Source organism: Pantoea sp. ABR1s, assembly GCF_057812235.1.
The window spans coordinates 362,657-388,820 of record NZ_JBSZSY010000004.1 but is presented as its reverse complement, the minus strand read 5'-3'; the positions used below and the strand labels follow the sequence as shown (position 1 = coordinate 388,820).

The window sequence follows — 26,164 nt, the reverse complement described above, 5'->3', positions numbered from 1 at the left end:
CCGCCCACGAACAGCTATAGTTGTCAGCAGTGTGCAATCTTTTGCAGGATGCAGCCATTTAAGCTGTTTCACTGCTGTTTGTTTGCCCGGAGCTGATAAGCGTTAGAAGAGGTTAATTTTGCATACCGATCTCACCTGGAAAACTCTCCATCACGTCATCAATCAGACGATCTCTGACATGCTTGACGAGCAGCAGACCATTGATGTGTTATCACTGCGCGCCCGCCTGCATGAACTGGCTGAAAAAGAGGAGGATGAGGTCATGCTGCTCTGTTACTGGCAGGCCAGCAAAATTCTGATGCGATTACCCACGACCGTCACAGCCAGTCAGTTAATGACCGCGGCACGCCACGCTTTTCGTACCCCGCTGAATCACGATCTGCTTTAAAGGCTGCGTCCTACACAAATATCAGGATGGTCCTCACTCAAGCTTCAACAGCGTGTTCCCTTATTTTTCTCCTGAACACTGTTTTCCCCAATCTCTGTTAAAATTGAACCTCTGCGCCACTTTGCAGGATGCATGTTCGGGAGAAACTATGTTGTGGATTTGGAATGCCCTGATTGTTCTGGTCACTGTTATCGGAATGGAGATAACGGCTGCACTGGCGCACAGATACATTATGCATGGCTGGGGTTGGGGCTGGCATCTGTCACATCATGAACCGCATAAAGGCTGGTTTGAGGTTAACGACCTCTATGCCGTAGTATTTGCCGCTCTGTCGATTTTGCTCATTTATCTGGGCAGAACGGGTGTCTGGCCCTTGCAGTGGATCGGCGCGGGTATGACGCTCTACGGCCTGCTCTATTTTATTGTGCATGACGGCCTGGTGCATCAGCGCTGGCCATTCCGCTATGTTCCGCGCCGGGGTTATTTACGCAGGCTTTATATGGCGCACCGCATGCATCATGCGGTACGAGGCAAAGAGGGCTGTGTCTCGTTTGGCTTTCTTTACGCGCCGCCGCTGTCAAAACTGCAGGCGACGCTGCGAGAACGTCATGGCGTTAAACGGGGCGCTGCCAGAGATCAGCGGAGCGTGGAGCGTGACGCGCCACCCGGGAAGTAACCGCCTGACCCGATGCCGCCACCAGCAGTGCCAGTTTCTCTGGCGTGCTGGTGGACTGGCGTTGCTCCCACGCCTGTGAACCCGCCTGAACCACCTTCATACCGATTTTACGATAGACCTGCTGCGCGGTAGCAATCGCCCACGCTGAACGCAGCGGTAAACCCGGCAGGCCAGCCGACGCCGATCGATAATAGGGCTCCGCTGTTTCCACCAGCCGACGGGCGACGCGGCTGAGTGCCTGGCGATTTTGCGGTTCGGCCAGATTCTCTCGGGTCAGCCCCTCTTCAGCCAGCCACGCAGCGGGCAGATAGCAGCGTCCCGCTTCAGCATCTTCAACGATATCGCGCGCAATATTGGTCAGCTGAAACGCCAGACCGAGATCGCAGGCGCGATCCAGCGTGGCGTTGTCGCGTACGCCCATAATCTGCGCCATCATCAGGCCAACCACTCCCGCAACGTGGTAACAGTAACGCAGCGTATCATCCAGCGTCTGATAGCGTGTCTCATGCACGTCCATCGCAAATCCCGCCAGATGATCAAAAGCGTAAGCAGGCAGAATATCGTGCGCCATTGCCACCTCCTGAAAGGCCGCAAAGGCGGGCTCATGCATCTGGGACCCGGCATAGGCCTGACGCGTTTTCATCTCCAGCTGCGCCAGGCGCTGTTCGGCGGATTGCAGCGATGGCGTATCGTTGCTGAATCCCAGGACCTGATCGTCAATCACATCATCACAGTGACGGCACCAGGCGTAGAGCATCAGCACGCTGCGTCGGGTTTTGGCATCAAACAGTTTTGACGCGGTGGCAAAGCTTTTCGATCCCACCTCCATGGTGTCTACGGCATGATCAAGCAGTGACGGACTATTCAAGCCAGATCCTCCAGCATCAATCCTGCGGTAGCCTTGGCCGAGCCAATCACCCCTGGAATACCCGCGCCAGGATGGGTACCAGCACCGACCAGATAGAGATTATTAATATTTTTATCGCGGTTGTGAGGCCGGAACCAGGCGCTTTGCGTCAGGATCGGCTCCACCGAGAAGGCCGAGCCCTGATACGCATTCAGCTCATCGCGGAAATCAAACGGCGTGAAGATGCGATGCGTGACCAACTGGCTACGCAGGCCCGGCATGTAATGCTGTTCCAGATAGTCGAAAATGCGATCGCACAGGCGCGGACCTTCAACGGCCCAGTCGATATCGGCGGTGCCGAGGTGCGGTACTGGCGCCAGCACGTAGTAGCTGCCGCAGCCCTCCGGTGCCAGTGAGGGATCGGTCACGCAGGGCGCATGCAGATAGAGCGAGAAGTCCTCTGCCAGGCCATCTTTGTTAAAGATTTCATCAATCAACTCACGATAGCGCGGACCAAAGCAGACCGTGTGGTGCGCCAGCTGATCGTGATGATGATTCAGGCCAAAATAGATCACAAACAGTGAGTTGCTCATGCGTTTGTTTTGCAGTGATCGTCCCTGCGCCTGCGAAGCGGGATGCTGGCTCAGCAGTTCGCGGTAGGTGTGAACCACATCTGCGTTGGAGGCAACCGCGCGGGTTGGGAAGACCCGGCCATCTTTCAGGTGCACCGCGGTAATCCTGTTTTCCTGGGTCTCCAGCCGGGCAACGCTGGCATTGAGCTCCACTTCGCCGCCCAGATCTTCAAACAGTTTCACCATGCCCTGCACCAGCGCGCCCGTGCCACCGCGCGGGAACCAGACGCCCCATTCACGTTCCAGCGCATGAATCAGGGTATAGATTGAGGAAGTGGCAAACGGATTCCCGCCCACCAGCAGTGAGTGGAAAGAGAAGGCCTGACGCAGATGCTCATCTTCAATGTAGCTCGCCACTTTGCTGTAAACGCTGCGCCATGCCTGAAGTTTTGCCAGCTGAGGCGCGGCCCGCAGCATGTCGCGGAATGACAGAAACGGCACGGTGCCAAGCTTCAGATAGCCTTCAGCAAACACCGCTCGGGAATAGGCCAGAAAGCGACGATATCCTTCAACGTCACGCGGATTAAACGCGGCAATCTGCGCTTCCAGCGCGGGCTGATCGTTGTCATAACTGAACACCTTGCCGGACTCCCAGCAGAGGCGATAAAACGGCTTCACCGGCATCAGCTCGACATAGTCAGAGAGCTTTTTACCCGCGAGGGTGAACAGCTCTTCAATAGCGCTGGGATCGGTGATTACCGTGGGGCCGGCATCAAACGTGAAGCCCTGATCCTGATAGACATAAGCCCGGCCGCCCGGCTTGTCACGCTGCTCCAGCAGTCGGGTGGGAACGCCTGACGCCTGAAGGCGAATGGCCAGGGCCAGACCACCAAAGCCTGCGCCAATTACTGTAGTTCTATTCATTGCATCGCCTGTTGACGGTGAGGAGTCATAATAGCCTGTAACGCCGCCAGAACGGGGACCGGGGGCTTGCCGCTTAAGATGCGCAGCCGATCAGGCAAAGTGAGTTTTCCCGCATAAAAACGGGCGATCAGACCTTCGGGAAGGCCGTAAAAACGTTGCATAACCTGCCAGCGCTGGTCAGCCGGACCCGCCAGAAACAGCATACGGTTCAGCATGCGGAAGAAGCGCTGTTGCTGCCAGGCCTGACTGGCGAATTGCTGAATGGTGGCGTGCAGGGTCTCAGAGGTAAACGTCTGCATCTGCGCCAGCCGGTCAGCCAGAGCAACCGCCAGCGGCAGAGAATAGCCGGTAGTGGGATGGAATAACCCGGCACGCAAACCGCTGCAGGGCAAATCGCGGTTCTGCCAGAAGGCGGCCACGTCGCCAGTCAGCGTAATGGGTAACGCGCCTTGCTCTTCGCGTAGCAGGCGGTCTAATTGCCACCCCTGCTGCGCGGCATAGTCGCGGATATTCTGACGGGCGCGATCGCCTTCCAGCGTGGCGTTATCAATGTAGTGGGTATCTTCAATCAGCAAGGTGTCTGCAGAAAAGGGCAGGCTGTAGACAAAGCGATAGCCTGCCTGCTGATCTACCGTGGCATCCATGATGATCGGCGCGGTCAGGCCATGTGGCTCGCTGAGCTGCCACTCCTGTCCGACAAACGACTGGAAGCCCATGCACAGCGCGGCATCGGGCTGGTAGCCACGGCCATCAATCACTGCGTCACTCTCCAGCACCCGGCCATCGTCCAGCGTAACCGTGCGTGAAGCGATGCCCGCAACCCGGGTATTCAGCAGCAGATCCGGCGCAAACCTGTCGCGGATGACCTGCGCGAAGCGCTCCGCAGTCACGCAAAAATAGCCACTGTTCAGACTACGACTGCGTTGGGGAAAGCGGACCTCATAGCCATGCCAGTGATGTACTACCAGCGGAGCGATCCAGCGATGCTGCGTTTCGGTGAGATCTTCCGCATGAAACGACCAGGTATGATTGGCACCCGGTTCACGTTCGGCGTCAATCAGCAGAATGCGCAGGGAGGGCCGCTGCTGTCTCAGGCGCAGGGCGATCAGCCCGTTGGCCAGTCCCGCGCCCACCAGAATCAGATCATACCGCGGCATAGTCTCTCCTGGTGAGGACCGGCTGGCGGGTCAGCATCGCCTGTTCGACAATGTCCGCCGCCAGGGTGGTTCCGCCCGCCTGACGAAGTGCGTTACGCAGCGTTTTCATCTGCTGAACGTAGCTTTCATCAGCCAGTAAGGTCTGGAGCTGACGCGCCATGGAGTGGCTGGTGGTAAAGCGTGAGGCGCGACGTCCGATACCGTGCCAGACCACTCTGGCAGCCACACCCGGCTGATCAAAGGCCAGCGGGATCGTCAGCAGCGGCGTCAGATGGTTAATCCCATCCAGCACCGTATTCATGCCGCCGTGCGTAATGGCAAGATCGGCCTGCGCCAGTGCAGCCGCCTGGTCGGCAAAATCGACCACCTGAACATGGCTGGCCTGCGCCAGTTTCTCCGCCTGGAAAGGTGACAACCGACCGCAGTGCGCCAGCAATAAATGAGCATCGAGCTCCTGGCAGGCGCGGACGATGGTTTTAAACAGGCCGTAGCGATGTCCCTGCAGCGTGCCGAGGGAAGCAAAAATGCGCGGTCTGTCGCCATGCGGGAAGTAGCGAGGCTGAGATGCGGCGGATGCCGGTTCAGTGGTACGCAGCGGGCCAACCGAATGGAAATGATCGGGCAACGCCTGGCGGGGAAAATCCAGTTCCGGAATCAGCTGGCTGATCTGCGCCAGCGGTGAAAAACAGTGATGCAGTTTTTCCCGTGGCGCTAATCCCATCGCATGAGCGTTGCGGGCGATCACCCGATCGTGACGTCGCATCAGCCAGTCATAGATTTTTTCACTGGTGCGATAGCGTTCCCGTGCCTGATCGGTCCTGGCATAGTCAAACGGCATCACGGCCAGCGGGAAATCCGCTTCACGGTTAAGTGGCAGCGCACAGGCAACCGAAACATAAGGCAGGTTCAGCGCTTCTGCCGCCAGTGCACCGGCAGGCTCCATCTGATCGACGATCACGCCATCAATCGCCAGGGTGCTCAGCACCACGGGCAGTTCACGACAGAGCATATCGGTGCTGCGGGCCATCTCATTGATCAGTTTCAGCATTGAGGGGCCGAGAGGATGCGCCGCCAGTTGCAGGGTGTGTGCCAGACTGCCCGCCGGATGCGAGGCTAAACCCAGCGGGAAAAAGCCGATCCGGCTATCGGTGAGTAGCGCGCCAACGTCCGTCTGCTGGATGAAAGTGATCTGGTGTCCGCGTGCGATTAAGGCCTGGCTAAGATGCTGAAGCGCCTGCACATGGCTATAGAAAGGCGGTGCAATGACCGCAAAGTGGCTCATGCAGCATCCTTAACTGACGGCAGCGAGTTTTTTCTCAAACCAGGCCTGAACAAAATGGTGTGTGGCATAACCGTCCTGGCAGGCCGATAACAGATGCTCGCTGGCGCAGCGCAGATGATCGCGCAGTCGCGTTTCAACCGCCTGTGGTCCCAGCAGATTCACCAGCGTTGATTTCCCGTCATCCTGATGGGCATCTTTACCTGTGTCGGCCATGCCGTCAGTGAGATCGTCCAGTAGCTGGAAAGCCTGACCAAGATTAAGCGAAAAACGGTGCAGCTGTTCGCGGGCTTCACCTGAGGCTTCAGCCACGATAGAGGCCATCTGCATGGAGGCGCAGAACAGGGTGCTGGTTTTATAGTGATTGGTCATCAGAATGGCGTCAGCACTGCGTGGCTTGTCACCTTCGGAGAGATCCTTAAACTGCCCCTGTACCAGCCCCTGCATGCCGACTGCGTGGGATAATTCTGCCACAGCGTCGGCTCTGGCGGTTGCCGTTAAGCCTTCTGCCGCAGCAACCACGCCGAATGCCTTACTCAGCAGGGCCACCGCGGCCAGAATCGCGACATGTTCACCATACTGGCAATGAATGGTCGGACGTCCGCGACGCAGTTGCGCATCATCCATGCAGGGCATGTCATCCAGAATCAGTGATGCGGCATGCACCATCTCTACCGCGCAGGCGAGATCGAGCAGGCCGGCAGGCGTGGCGTTGCAGCCCAGATCGCGCGCTGCCAGCAACAACAGCAGTGGACGGATACGCTTTCCTGGTGCCAGCGCACCGTCGCGCATGGCAGCGCCCACTAAGTCACGTTCGCTTTCAACCGGTAAAAGCTGATCAAGCCGTTGCTCAATGTCGTTCAACAGGCTGGCTGCATCGCTGTGTATGAAATTGACGTGTTGTTCTGCACAGACCGTCATCATGGCTGTCCTTATCTACAGAGGAAGTCACAGCAGGTCGAATGATTCGATGCCATCTTCAATAATCGTCCCCGACTGCCATAGCATAGTTGGCAGGTTTTCAAAGAACGGCGGGTTAATCCATTACAACTAAGAGTAGTTCACGATAATAAAAATGTCGGAGAATTCAGCAGCCTTCCGCGTTTTGCGGCGATAGCCGGAAGGGCATTATGCGTGAATTAACCCAGTAATGCGCGCAGCTGTTTCATCACGCTGGCGACATCCTCCGCAGATAATGCGCCATCTTTAGCAAAGCGCACAATGCCTGCCGGATCAATCACCACCACGGACGCGCTTTCCGGCTTAAGATGCCAGCTGTGCGCGGTTACGCCACTGCTGTCGATAATGAATTGCTGCCACGGTGCCGCTTTTTTACTGGAAGCGATGCTGCGCACCACAAAAATGGCACTGCCAGGCAGCGCATCGTCAGTATTCACAATGGTGGTGGTCTGAAAACGGTCACGCGGCAGGCTGGCCTGCTGAATGGCTTCGATTAATCGTGCACTCTGATCCTTCGCTGAGAGACGACCCGCCACATGAATCACCAGACGCACTTTTCCGGTCAGAGTCTGACTGTTCCAGCGCTGATAATTTATGTCGCCCTGATTCAGCACCATTTCGCCTTTATCGGCAACGAAGACAGGTGGTACAGGCTGACCAGGGGTCAGGGTGTGAGCGGTGGCAAAGCCGGAAAACAGCAGGGCAATCATCAATCCATAATGGCGCACGGGTTCCTCACTTCTTTCTCGGTTTGCGTCAGACGCGGTGAACGCTCTCATTAGCAGGCAGAAGATTAGTACCACATCTATGTTTCAGATCAATAAAAGCATTCAGGATTTGGCCTGAAAATGCAGGGGAGAATGTGTTTACAGGAGGTGGGAAATGAGTACAGCATTGATGACATTACCTGAATTTGCCCGTTATATCGGCATTGCCACCCCAACGCTGGCGCGCGCCTTTTGCTGCCGGGGATCGCTGGCGGGTGTGCCGCTGCCGCAGGCGCTGGATGATGCACCGCTGACGCAACGCCACTGGCTTCGCGATGATGTACGTCAGTTCGATCATGCCTATAAACGGGTTCAGGCGATGCAGCAACGTAGCACGCTTTAATCTGCGTTAAACAAGACGTGAGCGCGGGAAAGTTCCCGCGCTTTTTTATGCAAAATTATCGGGCTTTATCAGGAAGCAGACCAGATTGGCATCCCGATCGCCCACGATCTCGACGCTGGAATCCAGCCCGCTGACGGCATCACCGCGACTCAGTCGCTGATCGCCGACGCGAATAATCCCTTCAAGTACGGTAAGATAAGCGACAAAGCCCGGTATCGACGGCACGTCCAGCGTATGGTTGCGCTCAAGCAGTGTGTCGAAGATGTAGACTTCCTGGCGCAGTTCCAGCGGCGCATCAGACTCTTCCGGCCCGGCCAGTTCGGTCCAGCCATTGGTCATAATGCCCTGATCGCGCTCCAGCACCTGGGTCATCGCTTCACCGCCCTGCTGTGCAGGCCGGATAACCGCCTGTAACAGCTCCGCTTCATATAACGGCACCGACTCTTCGTATTGAACGCCATCACCCGCGTTCACCACCATCACGCGTTTTGCAGAGAGCTGGGTACGTTCGCCATTACTGTCCTGATGCTGCATAGAACCACGCCACAGGTAGGTGAAAACTTCTTCATCCTGATGCTGCTGCATCGGAATACGGGCATCGAGTTTTAGCGACATCAGATCAACACTGATCAGCGGGCTTAACGCCTCGCCAGGACGCTGGCGACGGACGGTAAAAGGACCGTACTCAAACAGTTGTTCAGGATTAGCTCGCACAATGTTCATGATTTGCTCTCAAATAAAGTGACTCATAACAACGATCATAGACCTCAGGCGGAAATTGAGAAGCCGGGAGTTTTGCCCGGCTTCGTCAGTTATTTTGAATAACAGAGTTTAGGGTGTCTTGCCAGCTTACTTGCCCTGTTCGTCGCTCTCACCGAGGAAGAAATACCAGAGTGGAATCGACAACAGTCCGGTAAAGACCGTGGAGTAGAGCAGGATCATCATCGCCTGAGTGATATACATGGTCAGCGACCAGTGACTGAAGGGGATCTGATACTGATCAATCACTCCGCCAATCATCGCATTCGCCATCACCGTAATGACAATCAGCGCCAGCACCGTCACGCTGCGCAGAAAATAGCGCATCTCTTTGCGCTTCCCGGCAAAACGCGACTGGACGATGGCCAGCGGTGACTGCTTGTCCGGAGCGACATCCACGCGGACGACCGCGGCGCGCTGTGCGCTGCGCCAGCGCTGAATATCCAGCAGCACCAGTACCAGCAGGCTGATTCCCATAACGGGCAGGGCATATCCCAGTGCCAGCATCACTATCAGGCTGGTGCCCTGCGCATAGCGCGGCAGCGCCAGCCAGGCGGATAACAGCGTCTGCGAGGGGTTGAGCTGCGGAACAGCCGGGCGACGAATCCACCACATGCGGTAGCCCAGCACAATCATTGTGCAGAGTCCAAAGCCAGACAGCGCCAGAATCAGCTGATTAGGCAGGCCAAACAGCACGCCCATATGCGCATCCACGCCCCAGCGGGTCAGTTTCGCCACCAGCGGGAAGCTGGCAAACTCAACGCGGTCGACCACGCTAAAATCAGTCGGATTAATTGAAACCGCATCGACCTGGCTTGGCCAGCTGCGGTCAATCTCCGAAACCGTCCACGCCTGTTCAGCGTTCTTAGGCTGACGTAGTTCCAGTTTCGCTGCGTGCAGTCCGGCCTGACGCGCCGCTGCCAGCGCCTGATCCCAGCTGGCATCCGGCTGATTGAGAATCACAGGCGCAGCGGTTTTGGCCGGCATGGTCATTCCGGACATCGTCATCCCTTCCATCGCACCGCGATGGTCAGCATGGGGATCGGCGGCTTCAGCGGGCGCGTTACCGTTTAGCGCGGTATTAACCTGCGGCGTTTTCCAGCCAAAGTCGCTGCGCATCTTTTCAATATTATTGCCCGCCCACTGTGACCAGGTCAGTCCGGTTACTGAAAAGAACACCAGTCCGATTGTCAGCAGCAGCCCCAGCGTGACATGCCAGTGACGGGTTGCCGCGAAGCCGCTCCGTGCTTTACTACGGGTGCGCGGTGGCCGGGTGCCAGACCATAAGACGATCCCACCCAGCGCGGCGACCCACAGCCAGGAGGCTGCCAGTTCACTGTAGTTTCGGCCAAAATCACCCAGCAACAGGCCGCGATGCAGCTGATCCAGCCACATGCGCAGCGGCAGCACACCGCTGGTGCCATACACCGTCATATCGCCTTTCACCTGCAGGGTGTAGGGATCAATAAACAGCGATCGTGATTCCGATGGGCCAAGCTGTGGCTCGGCAAACTGCACGCGGGTCGTATCCTGCCGGCCGGGTGCCGGACGCACAGCGTAAATGCGTGCTGATTCACCGGCACGGGCTCGCGCAGCGGCAATCTGGGCGGACAACGGTTGGGCCTCACCCTGGGCATCGGTGGTCAGGGCATCATTGTAGATAGCCTGTTCCAGTTGCGGCGTCAGAACGTAGAGCGTGCCGGTGAGTGCCGCGACAAAAATAAACGGCGCAATAAACAGGCCGATATAAAAATGCAGGCGGCGAAAGAGATTAAACACCGTGCCGCGCGGTGCAGGGGACATTTCCTGAGAAGAGGACATAGCATTCCACACTTTTCAAAAGACAAAGACGATCAGGTGACGTTGTCACGCAATCGGATTAGTAAGCAGTGAGTGTGACGCGATAAAGGGTGGCGCGCGCGGTCGATGAAGACGCAACAGCCGTTGCCATTGGGGTGGATTGATAGCCGCTGGCGGCGGGGCGCGGCTGATCAGGCACATCAACCAGATAAACGGGATAAAAACCCAGAGCATCAGCGGAACATGCACCAGCAGATCGCAGTAGCCACAGGCAAAGCCCGGTCCCATCATCATCCCGTGATCCGCCATCGACATCTCGCTGTGATGATCCATCATCGGCATCTCTGCGCTCATGATCGAAGCGCCTTGCATCCTGGCATGATGTTCAGCGAGATTCTTTGAGATCATCGGTGCAACAAACAACAGCAGCACGGCCAGTATCGCAATACCGGCGGTGAGTCGTTGTCTGAGTGAAGATCCCGGCATGATTTCAACGGTCGTATGAGGTCAGAATTCAGGGCGGCAGTGTAACGCGAAGGGAATAAAAGGGTTAAATAAAGTGGCATCTGTTCCGAAAAAATTCGCACTCTTTGAACATTTTCACTTTAATTTCAGCATCATTTAACTTAGTTGTTACTCGCGGTGCACATACAAATAACATTAATCATTCGCCTGCGGTTTAACCAAACCCAATGAAGGAATAAAAAATGAAAATTGTAATGCTGGATGGTGACACGCTGCCGGTACCCCTGCCGACCGGTCAACAGCAGGCTGACTGGGAGATTCGCGCGCAGACCAAGGCTGATGACATTGTGTCTTCGCTGGCGGGCGCAACGGTCGCTATTACCAATAAGGTGCCGTTGCGGGCTGACACACTGCAACAACTGCCTGAACTGCGTTTTATCTGTGTCGCAGCGACGGGCTATGACTGTATCGATCTTGATGCCTGCCGCGCACGCGGCATCGTGGTTAGTAATGTTCCAGGCTATTCAACTCAGAGCGTTTCAGAGGCGGTGATAGCCGCAATTTTTGCCCTGCGCCGTCAGCTGATGGCTTATGCCAGCAATACCCGCATCGACTGGCCCCAGGCTAAGCACTTCTGTGTGCATCATCAGCCGATAGGGGATATTGGCGGGGCCACGCTGGGCATCGCGGGCAAAGGCGACATCGGCCAGGCGGTCGGCAGGCTGGCCCAGGCGCTGGGAATGCAGGTGCAGTACGCCGAGCGCAAAGGCAGTGAAAGGGTGCGTGACGGTTATGTCAGCTTTGAGCAGATGCTGGCGACCAGCGACATCATTTCGCTGCACTGCCCGCTGAGTGACAGCACCCGCCAGATGATTGATCGCGAGGCGCTGGATAAAATGAAGCCACAGGCGCTGCTGATAAACACGGCTCGTGGCGGACTGATTAACGAGGCCGATCTTGCTGCCGCGTTAAAGCAGGGGCAGATTGGTGGTGCGGCGCTGGATGTGCTGAGCAGCGAGCCGCCCGCTCCGGATAATCCGCTGCTGGCGGATCTGCCAACTCTGCTGCTGACGCCGCACATCGCCTGGGCAAGTCGCAGCGGCGTGGAGAATCTGGTGGCTGGCGTGATGGCCAATATCGCGGCCTTTATTCAGGGCGAGCCAATTAATGTGGTGAGCTGAGTCAGATGGAATAGTTTTTAATGCCCAACATGGGTTGATATTCAGAGCAACCTCGTAGATTTCAGGAAAAGCGTTTTACGCGGTTTAGTCATCAGGGTATTAATTTCGTTATTTCCATCAGGACTTTAAACGTTCGTGCGCTACAGGAATTAGCGCCTTTTACTGGCTGAATCAGCCGATGTAAGCGCTTCAGGAACAGAAAGGATTCTGGTCAGTGAAAAAGAAGAACAGCACGCCTGTGCCTCATGATGCCACATTCCGGCAATTTCTGACTCAGCCGGATATTGCCCGGGATTTCATGGAGCTGCATTTGCCGCCAGAGCTGCGCATATGCTGTGATCTCAGCACGCTGAAACTGGAGTCGGGGTCGTTTGTCGAGGATGACCTCCGGCAGTACTTCAGCGACGTGCTTTACAGTCTTAAAACAACCGCTGGCGATGGATATATCCATGTACTCATTGAGCATCAGTCTGTGCCAGACAAACATATGGCATTTCGGCTGATGCGTTATGCAGTGGCTGCCATGCAACGCCATCTTGAAGCAGGCCATAAGCGGTTGCCGCTGGTGATTCCCGTCCTGTTTTACACTGGCAGACGCACTCCCTATCCCTATTCGACCCGGTGGCTGGATGAGTTCGACGACCCGGCGCTGGCGGACAGGCTTTACAGCCGTAGTTTTCCGCTGGTCGATGTCACGGTGATTCCTGACGATGAGATCATGCAACATCGCAGCATGGCGGCTCTGACCCTGTTGCAGAAGCATATCCGGCAGCGTGATCTGGCTGAAATGATGGACAGGCTGGTAACCATTTTGCAGGCTGGCTATCACTCTTCATCACAGATGATAACGCTGGTACACTACATTTTACAGGCGGGTGAAACATCGGACGCCAAAGCCTTTGTACGGGAGCTGGCACAGCGTGTGCCCCAACACGAGAACGCACTTATGACTATCGCACAACAGCTTGAGCAGATAGGGCTTGAAAAAGGTATTGAACAGGGACGGACAGAAGGTAGTCGTGGAGCAAGCCTCAGAATTGCCCGAACCATGCTAGAGAGTGGAATGGATCGCAATACCGTTATGCAGATGACTGGTCTGAATGAAGACGATCTGGCGCTGATTTCGCACTAATTAGTTTTTTGAGTTCTGATTATCGCTGACGACTCAAATCGCCAGCGGACTACACGGAAAATGCAAAATCAGCTTCCTGAAATCAAGGGAACCCCGTCGCATTTCACCACGGCGAGCCTGTGACTTGCGCGCTCAGACTCAGAATATCGATCGCCCCAGCTTCTCGGTCAGCAATTCCAGCACTGCGGTACCAGCCAGAGAATTGCCCGCGCTATCCAGCCCAGGCGACCAGACGGCAATGCTCATCTCACCTGGGATAATGGCAATAATCCCGCCACCCACGCCCGATTTTGCGGGCATCCCGACCCGCCACGCGAATTCGCCTGCGCCGTCATACATCCCGCTGGTGATCATCAGTGCGTTAATCTGCCGCGCCTGACGTGGAGTAATCATCTGGCTGCCATCCAGCGTTTTGCCCTGATTCGCCAGATAGATAAACGTGCGGGCCAGCTCAATGCAGTTCATCGACAGCGAACAGTAGTGGAAATAGGTCTGCATCACGCTGGTGACATCGTTATCGAAATTACCAAACGACTTCATCAGCCAGGCGATCGCTGCATTGCGGGCCGAGTGTTCGAACTCAGAGCGGGCAACGTGGCGATCATAATTGATATCGGACTGCTGACTCAGCTGGCGCACAATTTCCAGCATTCGCTGACGCGGGGCGGTCAGTCGGGTTTCCAGCAGATCGCAAATCACCAGCGCACCGGCATTAATAAACGGATTACGCGGCTTGCCCTGTTCCAGCTCCAGCTGAACCAATGAATTAAATGGCTGGCCAGAAGGCTCTTTGCCGACCCGCTGCCAGATTTCGCTGTCCTCATAGCGGGTCAGTGCTACGGTCAGAGAGAGTGCCTTGGAGATCGACTGAATCGAAAAGCGCATCTCAGCATCGCCCGCCTGAAAGAGGGTGCCATCACGCAGGCAAACCGCTATTGCCAGATGATCGGCAGCCACATCCGCCAGCGCAGGGATATAGTCAGCCACCTTTCCCTGATGGATCAGCGGACGCACCTGATCCAGGATCTCCTGCAGCAGAGCATTATTCAGTTCAGACACGCACATTCTCCCGTCGATTCCCGCCGACCCGTGATGCTAAGCATCCGCGATCGGCGAGTCATTTATTGTTAACGGCTCCGCCGCATTTTCAGCTAATGGGTTTTGACTGCGCTGCCAGCGGAGCCAGCAGCATCTGTAACAGGCTCAGCATTGCCAGCACGCTGAAGGGCAGCGTCCAGTTACCGCTCTGCTCATGGAGCACGCCAAAGAACAAAGGGCCGAGTGCCGCCAGCGCATACCCGACACACTGTGCCATGCCCGACAGCTGTGACGCCTGACGGTGATGAGTGGCTCGCAGATTAAACAGTGAGAGGCAGAGCACCAGTGATGCGCCTGCGCCCAGTCCGGCCAGTGTCAGCCAGATGACGGCCCACTGCGGATTGAGCAATAGGCCCAGCATGCCGAGGAAAATGCCTGATGAAGCAATGAACGCGGTAAGCCGGGCATCTTTTACCCGCTTCAGCGCCACCATGCAGCCCAGGTTGGCGACGATCGCAATTGCCTGATACCAGAACAGCAGCCAGCCTGCGTGGGCCTGACTGAAGGCGTTATCCTGGGCAAACAGCGTAAACCAGTCAATCAGGGTATAAAACGCCAGCGATTGCAGCGCCATAAACAGGGCGATTTGCCAGCCGCCGGGCGTTCGCCACGGATGGCGATATGTAACGGGCGCGTCGGCGGACGCTGCGGTTGACCGCCGTTGACGTAACAGCGGCAGCCAGACGAGTAGCGCAATCAGCCCCGGTAGCGCCCAGACAACCAGCGAGAGTCGCCAGCCTGCCGCTGAAAGCTGGCTCAGCGGAACGGCAATGCCAGATGCCAGGCTGGCAGTAATCGACATGGTGGCGGCATAAAGGCCAATATATTTAGCGGTGTGGGCGGTGAAATCGCGTTTAATCAGTGGCGGCAGCAGCACGTTGGCGGCGGCAATACCTGCGCTGAGCAACAGCGTTCCGCTCCACAGCGCCGCTTCAGCAGGCTGCCAGCGCAACAGCGAACCGGCAGTGATCAGGCATAGCGCGCCCCATAAACTGCGCTCAAGCCCGACGCGATTTCCCAGCCAGGCGGCCAGTGGGGCGAGCAGGGCAAACAGCATCAGTGGAATAAAGTTAAACAGGCCCGCTTCACCGACACTCAGGCCAAAGGTCTGGCGGATATCCTGTAGTACCGGGCCGATGACAGTAATGGGCGCACGAAGATTAGCCGCGGTCAGCAGCAGGACGAACAAAAAAAATGTGGCGCTGGAATACGCAGCGAGAGGTTTAGCTGGGTGTTGTACAGGCATCATGGCAGGGATCATCACATGCAGCAGTGCTGCGGGGGCGTTGGTTGACGTTAACGCTTACGCATCAGAATTGATGTCTGGGCGCTACTTTACTGACCGGTTAGCAGCGTGTAAAGCCTTGTTATGCGATGAAATAGCGTAATTGAGATCTCACAGCAGCGATCGCCTTGTGACAGGATCAATGGAATTCAGGTTCAGGGAAATGACCGCAGTCGTTCTGGCTGGGATTGGAGCCTGGCTGGCAGGTCTGTTGGCGGGTTTCGGCCGCCGGAACCGGTTTTTCAGCGTGCCATGGGGCACTACAGGCACTGAGAAGAGAAACCAGAATCATCACACTGATAACGCGCATATCCGCTCCTTATTAACCGTCATGAACAAGGCCACGTCGGTGATCGGCGGTTTGCAGGTCAGGGACGTCTTACCTGAGTGTGGTATCTAAGGGGATAATGTCAATTAAAACAGAGCAAACATCAGCGCGACAGGAAAACTCATCGGCCAGGTGGCCCCCACCAGAAAGGCGCTCAGCAGTTTGATGCTCAGCTTATCTTTGGCGATGAAGAACGTGATCAGCGTAGCGATCAATGCAACAACGGCATAGAAAATTAGCATACCCTGGTACAGTGTCATTGATATCTCCGCAGCGTCATTAAGGTTTTCGCTGCGCATGATGCGGATTTTTGTGATCCAGATCAAGTGAATCAGGGTTTAGCATCTAAAGAAATCATGGGTAGGGGCAGTTGGTTCGCTCGCTGAACTTCACCGTAACAGCGGGCGATTTCAGGCTGAAACCAGGCAGGATAAACGCGGCTTAAACCTTGGCTGATGCCGTCAGCCAGACTCAACAACCTCTGGCGAAGGCTCCCGGATTAAGCGTTGCCATGACGTAAAAAAGCCCGCCAGCGAGGACGGGCCTGTTATCGGCAGTGCATCACTACAGGATATGCGCTTTAACTCTGGCGGTATAACGCCATCACGTCCTCCAGGTCCGGCGTACGTGGGTTGCCGCCGGTACAGACATCATCCAGCGCGGCCTGTGCCAGTGCAGGGATATCCGCTTCTTTTAAGCCCACTTCACGCAGCGAGCGGGGAATACCCACATCGCGACAGAGCTGACGCACCGCGGCGACCGCCGCTTCCCGCGCCTGATCCAGCGACAATGACTCAACCTGTTTCACACCCATTGCGCGGGCAATGTCGCGATATTTTTCGCCAGTGCCTGAGGCATTCCACGCCATCACCTGCGGCAGCAAAATGGCATTGGCTACGCCGTGCGGGACATTGTAAAAGGCGCCCAGCGGGTGTGCCATGCCATGCACCAGACCAAGGCCGACATTAGAGAAACCCATACCGGCCACATATTGTCCCAGCGCCATCTGCTCAACCGCCTCAATATTTCCTGCCACCGATCCGCGCAGTGACTGGCTGATAATCTCAATGGCTTTGAGGTGCAGCATATCGGTCAGGGTCCAGGCTCCGCGCGTGATGTAGCCTTCAATGGCATGAGTAAGGGCATCAATACCGGTCGCAGCCTTCAGCGACGCTGGCATGCTCGCCATCATCTCCGCATCAATGATCGCCACTTTCGGTATGTCATGGGGATCGACACAGACAAACTTACGGCGATTCTCTTCATCGGTAATGACGTAATTAATCGTCACTTCTGCGGCGGTGCCTGCCGTGGTCGGGATAGCGATGATCGGCACGCACGGATGACGGGTGGGGCTGACGCCTTCCAGGCTGCGGACATCTTCAAACTCAGGGTTATTAATAATAATGCCGATCGCCTTGCTGGTATCCTGTGGTGAGCCGCCGCCAATGGCGATCAGGTAGTCGGCACCTGACTCTCTGAACACCGCAACACCCTGCTGCACAACCCGAATGGTAGGATTCGGCACCACCTCATCATACACCGCCCAGTCAAGCTGATGTTGCGCCAGCAGATCGGTCACCCGCTTCAGCGCACCCGCCGCGACCAGCGCTTTGTCAGTGACGATCAGTGCTTTTCGCATCCCGCGACGTTGTACCTCTTCCGGCAAATGGCGCAAAGCACCAGCACCAAACCAGGCGGTTTCATTGAGAATCATACGTTGGGTCATTAAAACATCCTCTGTTAACAAATGAATTTTTACCATCCGTGATCCCCGGTTCATGTTCTGCGCAGAACCTCTCACTTTCAGGTAAAGACATTTGATAAAAATCAATCAATTAGTAAAAATCACTGCGCCTGTGTCAGCTGGTTTTCGTGCGGTATGTCTGAAATCAGGCTACTGACCTGTTGATGGATTTCTCACTGTCGTCAGTGGTATGTAACACTGGGTCATCAGCAAACCCGCATGCCTATGAGGAAAGAAGACATGACCCGATTCGTAATGAATAAAAAGGATGATCTCGTCGACAGCGCGTTAGATGGCATGATTTACGCAAGCCCGTGGCGCAATCTGGTCCGGTTGCAGGTCGATCCGCGCATTCGCATCGTGATGCGTAATGACTGGCAAAAACAGCAGGTCGCGCTGATTTCCGGTGGTGGTTCAGGCCATGAACCGGCCCATGTCGGCTTTATCGGCAAAGGGATGCTGACGGCTGCCGTCTGTGGCGATGTTTTTGCTTCCCCCAGCGTTGACGCGGTTTACAACGCCATCATCAATATTACCGGTGAGGCGGGATGTCTGCTGATTGTGAAAAACTACACCGGAGATCGCCTCAACTTCGGTCTGGCGGCAGAAAAAGCGCGCAAAGCGGGATTCAGCGTCAATATGGTGATTGTCGGTGATGATGTTGCGTTGCCCGATAACCCTCAGCCACGCGGCGTCGCGGGCACGTTGCTGGTGCATAAAGTGGCGGGCTTCGTCGCAGAGCGGGGTGATGACCTGGCGGCGGTGACCGAGGCAGCAGAGGCAGCCAGTCGTGCTATCGCCACCATGGGCGTTGCGCTCTCAAGCTGCCATCTGCCGGATGAACAGACCGGCCAGCGGGTGCCAGACGGCAGCGTTGAAATGGGGCTGGGGATTCATGGCGAACCGGGTGTTGACGTCATGCAGACGCAAAACAGTCAGCAGATTGTGCAGCATCTGCTGGAGAAAGTGATGCCGGACAACGATCAGCCACGCGCGCTGTTAATCAATAATCTTGGCGGCATGTCCGCGCTGGAGATGAGTCTGGTCACACGCGACCTGATTGAGTCGCCGCTCAGCCGGGGCAGTGATTATCTGATTGGCCCGGCTCCGCTGATGACCGCGCTGGACATGAAGGGCTTTTCCGTCACCTCCATGACGCTGACGCCGTTGTTCGATGAGGCGATCTGTGCGCCGGTTGAGGTCACCGGCTGGGTTCAGGCGGTTAAAATCGCACCGCTGCAGCCGGTAAACGCGACAAAAGAGGCAACAGCGCATCCGGCGCAACCCTCAGATAACCCGACCGTCGCTGCGTTTGTTAACAGCATCTGTGAAACCCTGATCGCCAGCGAAAGCGAGCTGAACAAACTGGATGCGCAGGTCGGTGATGGCGATACCGGTTCGACCTTTGCTGCTGGCGCACGCCAGATCCAACGCGAATGTGCAGATAATCAGCTGCCGTTAAATGCCTTGCCCGATCTGCTCGCGGTGACGGGTGAGCGACTGGCTACGGTGATGGGCGGCTCCAGCGGCGTACTGATGGCGATCTTTTTCACTGCTGCTGCGCAGCAGCTGGCCGAAGGCGATGCGCTGCCCGCGGCCCTGCAACAGGGTCTGGAGAAGATGAAGCAGTATGGCGGGGCACAACCAGGAGATCGCACGCTGATTGATGCGCTGCAACCGGCAATCGAGGCGTTGGTGGCGGGTAAATCGCTGGCAGAGACGGCTGATGCGGCACAGCAGGGCAGTGATGCAACCGCCAGCATGGGGAAAGCAAAAGCGGGCCGATCATCTTATCTCAACAGTGCTAACCTCAACGGCGTGTCTGATCCGGGTGCCGTTGCTGTCGCCAGGGTCTTTGCGGCATTAAAAAAACTTTAATCCTGTCACGACGCTAAACGCGCCTGGAGAAAGGCCAGTAACTGGCGGTTTACTTCGCTGCGCTGACGGTGCTGCGGGTAAACCGCATTCAGAGAGAGTGCGGGCGGCAGATAGTCGTCCAGCACGGTCACCAGCTCACCGCGTTGCAGGGCTGTCTCAACGATAAAGGCGGGTAACAATACCAGTCCTAAGCCTGCCAGTGCGGCATCACGCAGGACCTCGCCATTGTTACTCACCATCGGTCCCTGAACCGCCAGCCACTTGGGTTTACCATTGACCTGCAGTTCCCAGCCATTCTGACCTTCACGTCCGTAGCGCAGACAGGCATGTTGCAGCAAGGCTTCTGGCTGCTGCGGCACGCCTGCCCGTTCCAGATAGCGGGGGCTGCAGCAGATAACCCGCTTCAGCTCGCCGAGCGGACGGGCAATCAGTGTGGAATCAGCCAGCGTACCGATGCGAATCGCCATATCAACGCCTTCGCCAATCACATCGGCATAGCGGTCAGCCAGCTCAATATGAAACTGCAATGACGGATGGTGGCTCAGAAATTCGGCAATCAGGGGGGAGAGGTGGCTCATGCCAAAGGACATCGGCAGATTGATTCGGAAGGTGCCGCGCAGCGCCTGCTGCTGCTCTGACACCGCCAGTTGCGCTTCCTGAATCTCATCCAGAATGCGCTGAGCATGTTGCGCGAACACTAAACCTGCATCCGTTACAGACAGCTTACGGGTGTTACGGATCAGCAGTCGTACCCCTAATGATGCCTCCAGCGCAGCCATGCGGCGGCTGACATACTGTTTCGATAGCATCAGATGCTCAGCTGCTGCAGTAAAGTTGCCAGCATGCATTACGGCAACGTAAATCCGGAGATCTTCAATCTGCATAGTGTCCACTTATCGGTGACAGTGACGATGATTCAGGCGAAACTTCAGCCAGACGCGTTTACTTATATCGGGTAATGCGTCACAGGGCAACGCGTCAGCTCTCTCAGCCAGCGCGACGGAGATCATAGATTTGCCGTTTCCTTACCCCTGAACAGGCGGTCAGTCGGGTCAATCGCGTTAAAGCCGTTATAGTAATCAGGCAGTGACGCAATCCATACGGAACATAATCTCTTAAGTAATCTGATAAGGAGTGGCTGGTGAAAAAATTACTCTGCGCGACGGTGCTGGCCGTTTTGCCAATGACCACGCTGGCGGCGTCGGTATTTACGCTGCAATCACAGGACTTCAGCGATAATGCGCTACTGGATAAAAAGTTTGCCGGTGCGAATAAAAGTAATCCTTCCTGTACCGGTGAGAATATCTCTCCCGAATTGAACTGGTCTGCGATTCCGGCGGGCACCCGCAGTCTGGCTCTTCTGATGACCGATCCGGTCGGGGCCAAAGGGCTCGGCGTTACCCACATGGTGGCCTATAACATTCCCGCCAGCCGCTCGTCATTTGCGCAGGGGGCTCTGACAAAGGGCAAGGACTACACCGGCGGAAAAAATACCCCAGGGACGCTGCACTATTATGGCCCTTGTCCGCCTGCAGGCAGTGGGCTGCATCACTATAACTTTGTGCTGATCGCCACCGATTTGCCGGTGGGTCAGTTGAAAGCGGGGTTAACCCAGGCAGAGCTGGTTGCACAGCTGAAAGGCCATGCGCTGGGCGCGGCCAGCACCGTTGGCCGCTTTAGCAATGAGTGACCTGCACGCTTGCAGAGGCAGCGCTGAACAGCCTGCCTCTGCGCGCAGCGGATTAGTCGCCACTGAACATCTCGCGGATGCGCGACGCAATGTGATGCGTGTGTGTCTCCAGCGCGAAGTGGCCGCTATCCAGCATCTCGACCACCGCCTGTGGATTATCCCGCTGCCAGGCCACTGCGCCCGGTGGAATAAAGAACGGATCGTGCTTGCCCCAGATCACCAGCGTTGGCACCTGCTGCTGGCGAAAGAACGCCTGAAATTCCGGATAACGTTTCAGATTACTGGCGTAATTGAGAAACAGGGCCTGCTGAATATCTTTGTTACCGGGGCGCTCCATCAGCAGAGTATCCAGGGTATAGGTTTCCGGGGCGATCTGCTGCGGATCGCTCACCCCATGCAGATACTGCCACTTCACCCCTTCCAGCGTCAGGATGGCGTCACGGATCACCTGACCATTTGCTTCGCTGGGATCGTCCCAGTAGGCGCGGACCGGCGCCCAGGCCTCTCCTAATCCCTCCAGATAGGCGTTACCGTTTTGTGATATCAGTCCACTGACGCGATCGGGGTAAGCCAGTGCCAGTCGCAGACCGGCAGGTGCGCCATAGTCGAAAACATACATCGCATAACGTTCCAGCCCCAGTGCATCGACAAAGGCGGTCAGCGTCTGGCCCAGCGCGTCGAAGGTCCAGGAATAGTTGCGCTCAGCAGGCACTTCAGTGAAGCCAAAGCCCGGCATATCGGGTGCGATGAGATGAAATTTATCGGCCAGAAGCGGGATCAGATTGCGGAACTGATGTGAAGAGGTGGGAAAGCCATGCAACAGCAGCAGTACCGGCAGGGAAGGATCGCCCGCTTCGCGATAGAAAATATTGACGCCATCGGCCTGCTGGTAACGGTACGAAATGGATTGATCACGCATGCTGAACTCCTGTAACTGGTTAAGTGGTATTTATGGGGTTACTAAGAGTCATTATGCAGCCAGAATGTAACCTGTCAAATCAATTTATAACGGTTACAATAAGGGCGGTGTAACTATTCAAATAATCCTTTGTCGGTTACAGTGGCATCAGTAGAGTTAACAAGGGAGGCAATATCATGGCGGAAACGCAATCACACACCGCCCAGGGACCGTGGTTTCTGGCCGATCATCCGGCGCTGGATTTCATCAATACCCTGGCCATCGTGGAAGGCCAGCCGCACGACTTCTGGCAAACCGATCAGGATGTTGAAGCCTGGCTACACCAGGCCGGACTGGCACCAGACGCCCCGGCTCCGCAGCATGAACCGGGTGCGCTGTTGGAAGCAGCGCGTCACTTACGTCAGATCATTCGTGATAACGTGCAGCAGCACAAAGCGGGAGAGGGCGTTGATATTCAGGCGCTGAACGCCTGGCTGGGTGAAGCGACCAGCCATCTGCAAATGACCGGGGAGCCGGGTGCCTTAAAAATCAGGCGGGTCTATGCGGGCCAGAGTGTGATGCAGCGGCTGGGACAGGTTGCGGAACAGACCGCGATGTTGCTGGCGCAGGAGGACTTCAGCAGAGTCCGTGGCTGTGAACATCCCGCCTGTACACTGTGGTTTTACGATCGCACCAAAGCGCATCGCCGCCGCTGGTGCAGCATGGCGCTGTGTGGCAATCGGGCGAAAGTGGCGCGTTTCAGGGCAGTTAAATCAGCTGGGTAAATAGTTCGGACGGCAGATAAAAAAACACCCTGCAGAGCAGGGTGTCAGAACAGTTATTTCGCGGTGGTCGCTGATGGCTTGTGCCGCTTGCGCAGCTTGTCGATCAGGCGATGCGCTTCCGCTTTGGTCGCTACCGCAGGGGATGAACCGGTCAGCGGTTGACGGGCTGTTTCACGTACCGTCAGAATGGTGAGCAGGCCAATCACGCCCGCGCCCATCATGTAGTAAGCCGGCATCATATTGTTTTTAGTGGTATCCACCAGCCACGCGGTAATCAGCGGTGTCGTACCCCCAAACAGCGATACCGACAGGTTGAAGCCGATGGCCAGCGCACTGTAACGGATATCGGTAGTAAACAGCGCAGGCAGCGTCGAAGGCATAGTGCCGCTGAAGCAGGTGTGCAGTACACCCAGAATCATCAGGCCGCCAAATACCGCCCACATATTACCGGACCCGATCAGCATAAAGCTCGGGATGGCGAGCAGGATCAGACCCACCGCACCAAAGGCAATCACCGGACGACGACCGATGCGGTCAGTCCAGCGACCCCACAGCAGCGTCAGCGGCATCATCACGAACATCGCCACCATCACCAGCAGCAGGCCACTTAACTCTGGCAGACCCAGCACGCCGGTCAGATAGCTCGGCATGTACGAGGTCAGCATGTAGTTAGAGACGTTAAACAGCAGCACCAGACCGATACATTTCATCATCGGTGCGCGGTATTTGCTCAGCATCTGCATCAGCGTCAGACGCGGCTTGCTTTGCTCCAGTGCTTCCTGTTTTTCCATGTGCTGCTGGAAAGCCGGAGTCTCTTCCAGCTTCAGTCGCACATAGAGACCAAACAGGCCCAGCGGCGCGGCGATAAAGAACGGCACGCGCCAGCCCCAGGACATCATCGCCTCATTCGACATCACGGTGGTCATCACCGTGACCAGGCTGGCACCCAGCAGGTAACCGCCGATGGTGCCGAATTCCAGGAAGCTGCCCATAAAGCCCCGGCGTTTATCGGTAGAGTACTCCGCGATAAAGGTCGCTGCGCCGCCATATTCACCACCGGTTGAGAAGCCCTGGATCAGACGTGCCACCAGCAGCAGAATCGGTGCCATGATGCCTATTGAAGAGTAAGCCGGGATCAGACCGATACAGAACGTACCAATCGACATCATGATCATCGTCATCGCCAGCACTTTCTGCCGTCCGATGCGGTCACCCAGCGGGCCAAATACCAGGCCGCCAATCGGACGTACCAGGAAGGCCGCGGCAAACGTACCAAAGGTGGCGATTAGCTGTACCGCGTTGTTGGCATCCGGGAAGAAGACTTTGCCGATGATCACGGCGAGATAGCTGTATACGCCAAAGTCGAACCATTCCATCGCATTACCTAACGCAGCTGCGCCAACTGCACGCTTAAGCATGTCGTTGTCGATTACGGTAATGTCGTCAACAGTCAGCTCTTTTGGCTTCCTGTTCCAGAAATGTTTCTTTGGGTGTTCAGACGATGAGTTTCTGGTGTCCATATTCTCCTCAGGTGCATCAATGAAGGAGTCTTATAGCTTTCGCAGCCGCAAACAATGTTCAGAAGAAACCGTGGAAATGAAAGCTATAAGAAGCCGAATAATTTTTAAGTGAAGCGGCAGAAACCGCAGCCGGTAAACTCTAGACTACGATTGTAAGTTTTTGCAAGTTTTCAGCCGAAATAACTGCATTTACTGACAAACCCAGCATAGTGAACTTATTCACGCCTGCTTACGGGTCTGAACATTTGGTAATAACTTGCGGCTGGCGCTCTGGTTATAACTGGAACTGGTTTTCCCGGTGCTGATGCGCTACTTAAACAGTTTCAGTTCGTCGATGCGATCCAGCGCCTGCAGTAATTGCTCCGTCCCGGTTGTCAGGCTGATGCGAATATAATCACGACCCGCTGCGCCAAACCCGTTACCCGGTGCCACCAGCAGATGACACTGGGCCAGTAGCAGGGCGACGAATTGCTCCCCGGTGAAACCAGCTGGCGCTGCCAGCCAGAGGAAAAAGGTGCCCTGACGGGCGCGTACCGGCCAGTGCATTGCTGCCAGCCTGGCTAAAATCACTCTGCGCCGCTGATGGTAATGCTCTGCCAGCAAGCTGAGTTGTTCAGCGGGCAGCGACAACGCGGTGATGGCGGCATCCTGCACCGCGCCATACACCGTGCTGTAGCTATGAGTATGAAGTTTTTTAAATGCTGCAATCATCGAGGCGTTTCCCACCGCAAATCCCACCCGCCAGCCTGCCATGAGTGCGCTTTTTGACAGCGTGTAGATTTCCACGCCCCAGGCTTTGCCATCGGGCTGTGCCAGCAGACTCAGCGGCTGTTCGCCCGACTCACTGCCCAGCGTGGCATAGGCGAAGTCATGAATCAGCGGAACATGATGCTGGCGGGCGAAGGCCAGCGCGTCGGCGAACAGCGCGGCTGTCGCCAGTGCGCCAGTGGGATTATGGGGATAATTGAGCAGCAGCAGACCGGCACGCGCCGCGATATCGTCCGGCACCTGGGTGAAATCGGGCAGGAAAGCATTGCGCGCCTCCAGCGGAATGCCATAAAAATCGGCACCTGCCTGACGGGCCGCTGAGCGGTAGAGCGGATAGCAGGGATCGGTAGAGATCAACACCTGCCCCGGATTGAGCAGGGCGCGGGGAAAACCGTTGACGCCAATGTGCGCGCCCTGGAACAGCGCCACTTCAGTTTCAGGATCGAGCGTGACGCCGTAGTGATGCTGGTAGAAGGCTGCGATAGCACGGCGCAGCGCGGGTTTGCCCCAGAACGAGGGATACTCATGGTTCTCCGGTTTCGCTGCCGCAGCCTGTAATGAAGTGATTACCGCGGGCGGCGTTGGCTGACGTGGACTGCCGGAGGAGAGATCGATCAGCGGTAACAGCGCATCATCCAGTTGTGCTGCCTGCTTTTCCAGCATGCTGAAGAGGTTCTCTTCCAGCCCTGCGACCATCTCTGAAGCTGCAAACTCCGCCATATCTCTCCCGCAATAAACAGTGTTAAGCGAGGAAGGATGACACAGCTGACATTAAAATCTTTAGCAGAAATAACGCTGTTCTTTGCAAGGATTCGAATATCCAGCATGTGACTATCGTTAGCATAAATAAGCCAAAGTCGGGGCTGGGTTTTGCCTGTTCCTCTCCGCGATGGCTGTGATTAAATCGATCGCTCTCA

The 26,164-nt window shown here is 56.3% G+C and carries 26 protein-coding genes; 8 read left to right on the top strand and 18 right to left on the bottom strand.

Features of this window, described 5'->3' with window-relative positions; all coding sequences use genetic code 11:
- Positions 1–118: 118 nt before the first annotated feature.
- The gene (locus tag ACXKZD_RS22965) at positions 119–388 is read left to right on the top strand and encodes a hypothetical protein (RefSeq protein WP_010247470.1); all 270 of its coding nucleotides are present in this window, start codon (positions 119–121) and stop codon (positions 386–388) included.
- A 148-nt stretch (positions 389–536) separates the two neighbouring features.
- Entirely contained in the window at positions 537–1,064 is a 528-nt protein-coding gene (locus ACXKZD_RS22960; protein ID WP_488982269.1) for a sterol desaturase family protein, read from the top strand.
- On the opposite strand, the gene crtB is transcribed toward ACXKZD_RS22960, so the two are convergent.
- The 6 genes from crtB to ACXKZD_RS22930 form a co-directional block, all read right to left on the bottom strand.
- Entirely contained in the window at positions 1,003–1,932 is a 930-nt protein-coding gene (crtB, locus tag ACXKZD_RS22955; RefSeq protein WP_033760174.1) for a 15-cis-phytoene synthase CrtB, read from the bottom strand. The genes ACXKZD_RS22960 and crtB overlap by 62 nt on opposite strands.
- Positions 1,929–3,407, bottom strand: a complete 1,479-nt coding sequence (locus ACXKZD_RS22950; RefSeq protein ID WP_124890518.1) for a phytoene desaturase — start codon at positions 3,405–3,407, stop codon at positions 1,929–1,931. The genes crtB and ACXKZD_RS22950 overlap by 4 nt, the downstream gene beginning before the upstream one ends.
- A complete protein-coding gene (gene crtY, locus ACXKZD_RS22945) occupies positions 3,404–4,564 on the bottom strand; it encodes a lycopene beta-cyclase CrtY (RefSeq protein ID WP_111534358.1) in 1,161 nt (386 codons plus the stop codon). Before crtY ends, ACXKZD_RS22950 begins: the two co-directional genes overlap by 4 nt.
- A complete protein-coding gene (locus ACXKZD_RS22940; RefSeq protein ID WP_488982268.1) occupies positions 4,551–5,846 on the bottom strand; it encodes a glycosyltransferase in 1,296 nt (431 codons plus the stop codon). Before ACXKZD_RS22940 ends, crtY begins: the two co-directional genes overlap by 14 nt.
- Before the next feature lie 9 nt (positions 5,847–5,855).
- Complete coding sequence (locus tag ACXKZD_RS22935; RefSeq protein ID WP_010247444.1) at positions 5,856–6,764, bottom strand: polyprenyl synthetase family protein; 909 nt, start codon at positions 6,762–6,764, stop codon at positions 5,856–5,858.
- A 218-nt stretch (positions 6,765–6,982) separates the two neighbouring features.
- The gene (locus ACXKZD_RS22930; protein ID WP_010247442.1) at positions 6,983–7,513 is read right to left on the bottom strand and encodes a YtfJ family protein; all 531 of its coding nucleotides are present in this window, start codon (positions 7,511–7,513) and stop codon (positions 6,983–6,985) included.
- 172 nt (positions 7,514–7,685) lie between these two features.
- Here ACXKZD_RS22930 and ACXKZD_RS22925 point away from each other — a divergent pair, with 172 nt between their 5' ends.
- A complete protein-coding gene (locus ACXKZD_RS22925; protein ID WP_010247439.1) occupies positions 7,686–7,913 on the top strand; it encodes a hypothetical protein in 228 nt (75 codons plus the stop codon).
- Between the two features lie 45 nt (positions 7,914–7,958).
- Here ACXKZD_RS22925 and ACXKZD_RS22920 read toward each other — a convergent pair whose 3' ends face one another.
- From ACXKZD_RS22920 to ACXKZD_RS22910, 3 genes are all read right to left on the bottom strand, one after another.
- Positions 7,959–8,636: a pirin family protein gene (locus ACXKZD_RS22920; RefSeq protein WP_488982267.1), complete on the bottom strand. Its 678-nt coding sequence runs from the start codon at positions 8,634–8,636 to the stop codon at positions 7,959–7,961.
- A gap of 126 nt (positions 8,637–8,762) precedes the next feature.
- On the bottom strand, positions 8,763–10,493 hold the full coding sequence (locus ACXKZD_RS22915) for a DUF2534 family protein (protein WP_033760190.1): 1,731 nt from the start codon (positions 10,491–10,493) through the stop codon (positions 8,763–8,765).
- A gap of 45 nt (positions 10,494–10,538) precedes the next feature.
- Positions 10,539–10,958, bottom strand: a complete 420-nt coding sequence (locus ACXKZD_RS22910; protein WP_033760193.1) for a DUF2946 domain-containing protein — start codon at positions 10,956–10,958, stop codon at positions 10,539–10,541.
- A 221-nt stretch (positions 10,959–11,179) separates the two neighbouring features.
- Here ACXKZD_RS22910 and ACXKZD_RS22905 point away from each other — a divergent pair, with 221 nt between their 5' ends.
- Together ACXKZD_RS22905 and ACXKZD_RS22900 are read left to right on the top strand one after the other, a co-directional pair.
- Positions 11,180–12,118 carry a D-2-hydroxyacid dehydrogenase gene (locus tag ACXKZD_RS22905; protein WP_033760196.1) on the top strand — a complete coding sequence of 313 codons (939 nt, stop codon included), beginning with the start codon at positions 11,180–11,182 and terminating at the stop codon, positions 12,116–12,118.
- A 214-nt stretch (positions 12,119–12,332) separates the two neighbouring features.
- On the top strand, positions 12,333–13,250 hold the full coding sequence (locus ACXKZD_RS22900; protein WP_033760200.1) for an Rpn family recombination-promoting nuclease/putative transposase: 918 nt from the start codon (positions 12,333–12,335) through the stop codon (positions 13,248–13,250).
- Positions 13,251–13,388: 138 nt separating this feature from the next.
- On the opposite strand, the gene glsB is transcribed toward ACXKZD_RS22900, so the two are convergent.
- The 5 genes from glsB to fucO form a co-directional block, all read right to left on the bottom strand.
- The gene (gene glsB / locus ACXKZD_RS22895; RefSeq protein ID WP_033760203.1) at positions 13,389–14,315 is read right to left on the bottom strand and encodes a glutaminase B; all 927 of its coding nucleotides are present in this window, start codon (positions 14,313–14,315) and stop codon (positions 13,389–13,391) included.
- A gap of 82 nt (positions 14,316–14,397) precedes the next feature.
- Positions 14,398–15,597, bottom strand: coding sequence for a CynX/NimT family MFS transporter (locus ACXKZD_RS22890; protein WP_033761055.1), 1,200 nt, complete (start codon positions 15,595–15,597; stop codon positions 14,398–14,400).
- Positions 15,598–15,772: 175 nt separating this feature from the next.
- Positions 15,773–15,943 carry a YdgH/BhsA/McbA family protein gene (locus tag ACXKZD_RS22885; RefSeq protein ID WP_010247418.1) on the bottom strand — a complete coding sequence of 57 codons (171 nt, stop codon included), beginning with the start codon at positions 15,941–15,943 and terminating at the stop codon, positions 15,773–15,775.
- 104 nt (positions 15,944–16,047) lie between these two features.
- Positions 16,048–16,221, bottom strand: a complete 174-nt coding sequence (locus ACXKZD_RS22880) for a GhoT/OrtT family toxin (protein WP_010247416.1) — start codon at positions 16,219–16,221, stop codon at positions 16,048–16,050.
- A 320-nt stretch (positions 16,222–16,541) separates the two neighbouring features.
- Positions 16,542–17,690, bottom strand: coding sequence for a lactaldehyde reductase (gene fucO, locus ACXKZD_RS22875; protein ID WP_022624719.1), 1,149 nt, complete (start codon positions 17,688–17,690; stop codon positions 16,542–16,544).
- 258 nt (positions 17,691–17,948) lie between these two features.
- Between fucO and ACXKZD_RS22870 the strand changes: the two genes are divergently transcribed.
- The gene (locus ACXKZD_RS22870) at positions 17,949–19,586 is read left to right on the top strand and encodes a dihydroxyacetone kinase subunit DhaK (protein WP_033760207.1); all 1,638 of its coding nucleotides are present in this window, start codon (positions 17,949–17,951) and stop codon (positions 19,584–19,586) included.
- 5 nt (positions 19,587–19,591) lie between these two features.
- On the opposite strand, the gene ACXKZD_RS22865 is transcribed toward ACXKZD_RS22870, so the two are convergent.
- Positions 19,592–20,470, bottom strand: coding sequence for a LysR family transcriptional regulator (locus ACXKZD_RS22865; protein WP_488982266.1), 879 nt, complete (start codon positions 20,468–20,470; stop codon positions 19,592–19,594).
- Between the two features lie 257 nt (positions 20,471–20,727).
- Between ACXKZD_RS22865 and ACXKZD_RS22860 the strand changes: the two genes are divergently transcribed.
- Positions 20,728–21,276 carry a YbhB/YbcL family Raf kinase inhibitor-like protein gene (locus tag ACXKZD_RS22860; RefSeq protein ID WP_010247409.1) on the top strand — a complete coding sequence of 183 codons (549 nt, stop codon included), beginning with the start codon at positions 20,728–20,730 and terminating at the stop codon, positions 21,274–21,276.
- Between the two features lie 52 nt (positions 21,277–21,328).
- On the opposite strand, the gene ACXKZD_RS22855 is transcribed toward ACXKZD_RS22860, so the two are convergent.
- Positions 21,329–22,195: an alpha/beta fold hydrolase gene (locus tag ACXKZD_RS22855; RefSeq protein ID WP_010247407.1), complete on the bottom strand. Its 867-nt coding sequence runs from the start codon at positions 22,193–22,195 to the stop codon at positions 21,329–21,331.
- Positions 22,196–22,371: 176 nt separating this feature from the next.
- Between ACXKZD_RS22855 and ACXKZD_RS22850 the strand changes: the two genes are divergently transcribed.
- A complete protein-coding gene (locus ACXKZD_RS22850) occupies positions 22,372–22,959 on the top strand; it encodes a CGNR zinc finger domain-containing protein (protein ID WP_010670738.1) in 588 nt (195 codons plus the stop codon).
- A 53-nt stretch (positions 22,960–23,012) separates the two neighbouring features.
- On the opposite strand, the gene proP is transcribed toward ACXKZD_RS22850, so the two are convergent.
- Entirely contained in the window at positions 23,013–24,479 is a 1,467-nt protein-coding gene (gene proP / locus ACXKZD_RS22845) for a glycine betaine/L-proline transporter ProP (protein WP_010670739.1), read from the bottom strand.
- Between the two features lie 309 nt (positions 24,480–24,788).
- The gene (locus ACXKZD_RS22840) at positions 24,789–25,967 is read right to left on the bottom strand and encodes an aminotransferase class I/II-fold pyridoxal phosphate-dependent enzyme (protein WP_488982265.1); all 1,179 of its coding nucleotides are present in this window, start codon (positions 25,965–25,967) and stop codon (positions 24,789–24,791) included.
- Between the last annotated feature and the right edge of the window lie 197 nt (positions 25,968–26,164).

Bases quoted from the DNA above. Each gene is read 5' to 3' on its own strand.
- ACXKZD_RS22960 (WP_488982269.1), top strand. From the start codon at position 537: ATGTTGTGGATTTGGAATGCCCTGATTGTTCTGGTCACTGTTATCGGA.
- ACXKZD_RS22950 (WP_124890518.1), bottom strand. From the start codon at position 3,407: ATGAATAGAACTACAGTAATTGGCGCAGGCTTTGGTGGTCTGGCCCTG.
- crtY (WP_111534358.1), bottom strand. From the start codon at position 4,564: ATGCCGCGGTATGATCTGATTCTGGTGGGCGCGGGACTGGCCAACGGG.
- ACXKZD_RS22940 (WP_488982268.1), bottom strand. From the start codon at position 5,846: ATGAGCCACTTTGCGGTCATTGCACCGCCTTTCTATAGCCATGTGCAG.
- ACXKZD_RS22935 (WP_010247444.1), bottom strand. From the start codon at position 6,764: ATGACGGTCTGTGCAGAACAACACGTCAATTTCATACACAGCGATGCA.
- ACXKZD_RS22930 (WP_010247442.1), bottom strand. From the start codon at position 7,513: ATGATTGCCCTGCTGTTTTCCGGCTTTGCCACCGCTCACACCCTGACC.
- ACXKZD_RS22925 (WP_010247439.1), top strand. From the start codon at position 7,686: ATGAGTACAGCATTGATGACATTACCTGAATTTGCCCGTTATATCGGC.
- ACXKZD_RS22920 (WP_488982267.1), bottom strand. From the start codon at position 8,636: ATGAACATTGTGCGAGCTAATCCTGAACAACTGTTTGAGTACGGTCCT.
- ACXKZD_RS22915 (WP_033760190.1), bottom strand. From the start codon at position 10,493: ATGTCCTCTTCTCAGGAAATGTCCCCTGCACCGCGCGGCACGGTGTTT.
- ACXKZD_RS22910 (WP_033760193.1), bottom strand. From the start codon at position 10,958: ATGCCGGGATCTTCACTCAGACAACGACTCACCGCCGGTATTGCGATA.
- ACXKZD_RS22905 (WP_033760196.1), top strand. From the start codon at position 11,180: ATGAAAATTGTAATGCTGGATGGTGACACGCTGCCGGTACCCCTGCCG.
- glsB (WP_033760203.1), bottom strand. From the start codon at position 14,315: ATGTGCGTGTCTGAACTGAATAATGCTCTGCTGCAGGAGATCCTGGAT.
- ACXKZD_RS22890 (WP_033761055.1), bottom strand. From the start codon at position 15,597: ATGATGCCTGTACAACACCCAGCTAAACCTCTCGCTGCGTATTCCAGC.
- ACXKZD_RS22885 (WP_010247418.1), bottom strand. From the start codon at position 15,943: ATGCGCGTTATCAGTGTGATGATTCTGGTTTCTCTTCTCAGTGCCTGT.
- ACXKZD_RS22880 (WP_010247416.1), bottom strand. From the start codon at position 16,221: ATGACACTGTACCAGGGTATGCTAATTTTCTATGCCGTTGTTGCATTG.
- fucO (WP_022624719.1), bottom strand. From the start codon at position 17,690: ATGACCCAACGTATGATTCTCAATGAAACCGCCTGGTTTGGTGCTGGT.
- ACXKZD_RS22870 (WP_033760207.1), top strand. From the start codon at position 17,949: ATGACCCGATTCGTAATGAATAAAAAGGATGATCTCGTCGACAGCGCG.
- ACXKZD_RS22865 (WP_488982266.1), bottom strand. From the start codon at position 20,470: ATGCAGATTGAAGATCTCCGGATTTACGTTGCCGTAATGCATGCTGGC.
- ACXKZD_RS22855 (WP_010247407.1), bottom strand. From the start codon at position 22,195: ATGCGTGATCAATCCATTTCGTACCGTTACCAGCAGGCCGATGGCGTC.
- ACXKZD_RS22850 (WP_010670738.1), top strand. From the start codon at position 22,372: ATGGCGGAAACGCAATCACACACCGCCCAGGGACCGTGGTTTCTGGCC.
- proP (WP_010670739.1), bottom strand. From the start codon at position 24,479: ATGGACACCAGAAACTCATCGTCTGAACACCCAAAGAAACATTTCTGG.
- ACXKZD_RS22840 (WP_488982265.1), bottom strand. From the start codon at position 25,967: ATGGCGGAGTTTGCAGCTTCAGAGATGGTCGCAGGGCTGGAAGAGAAC.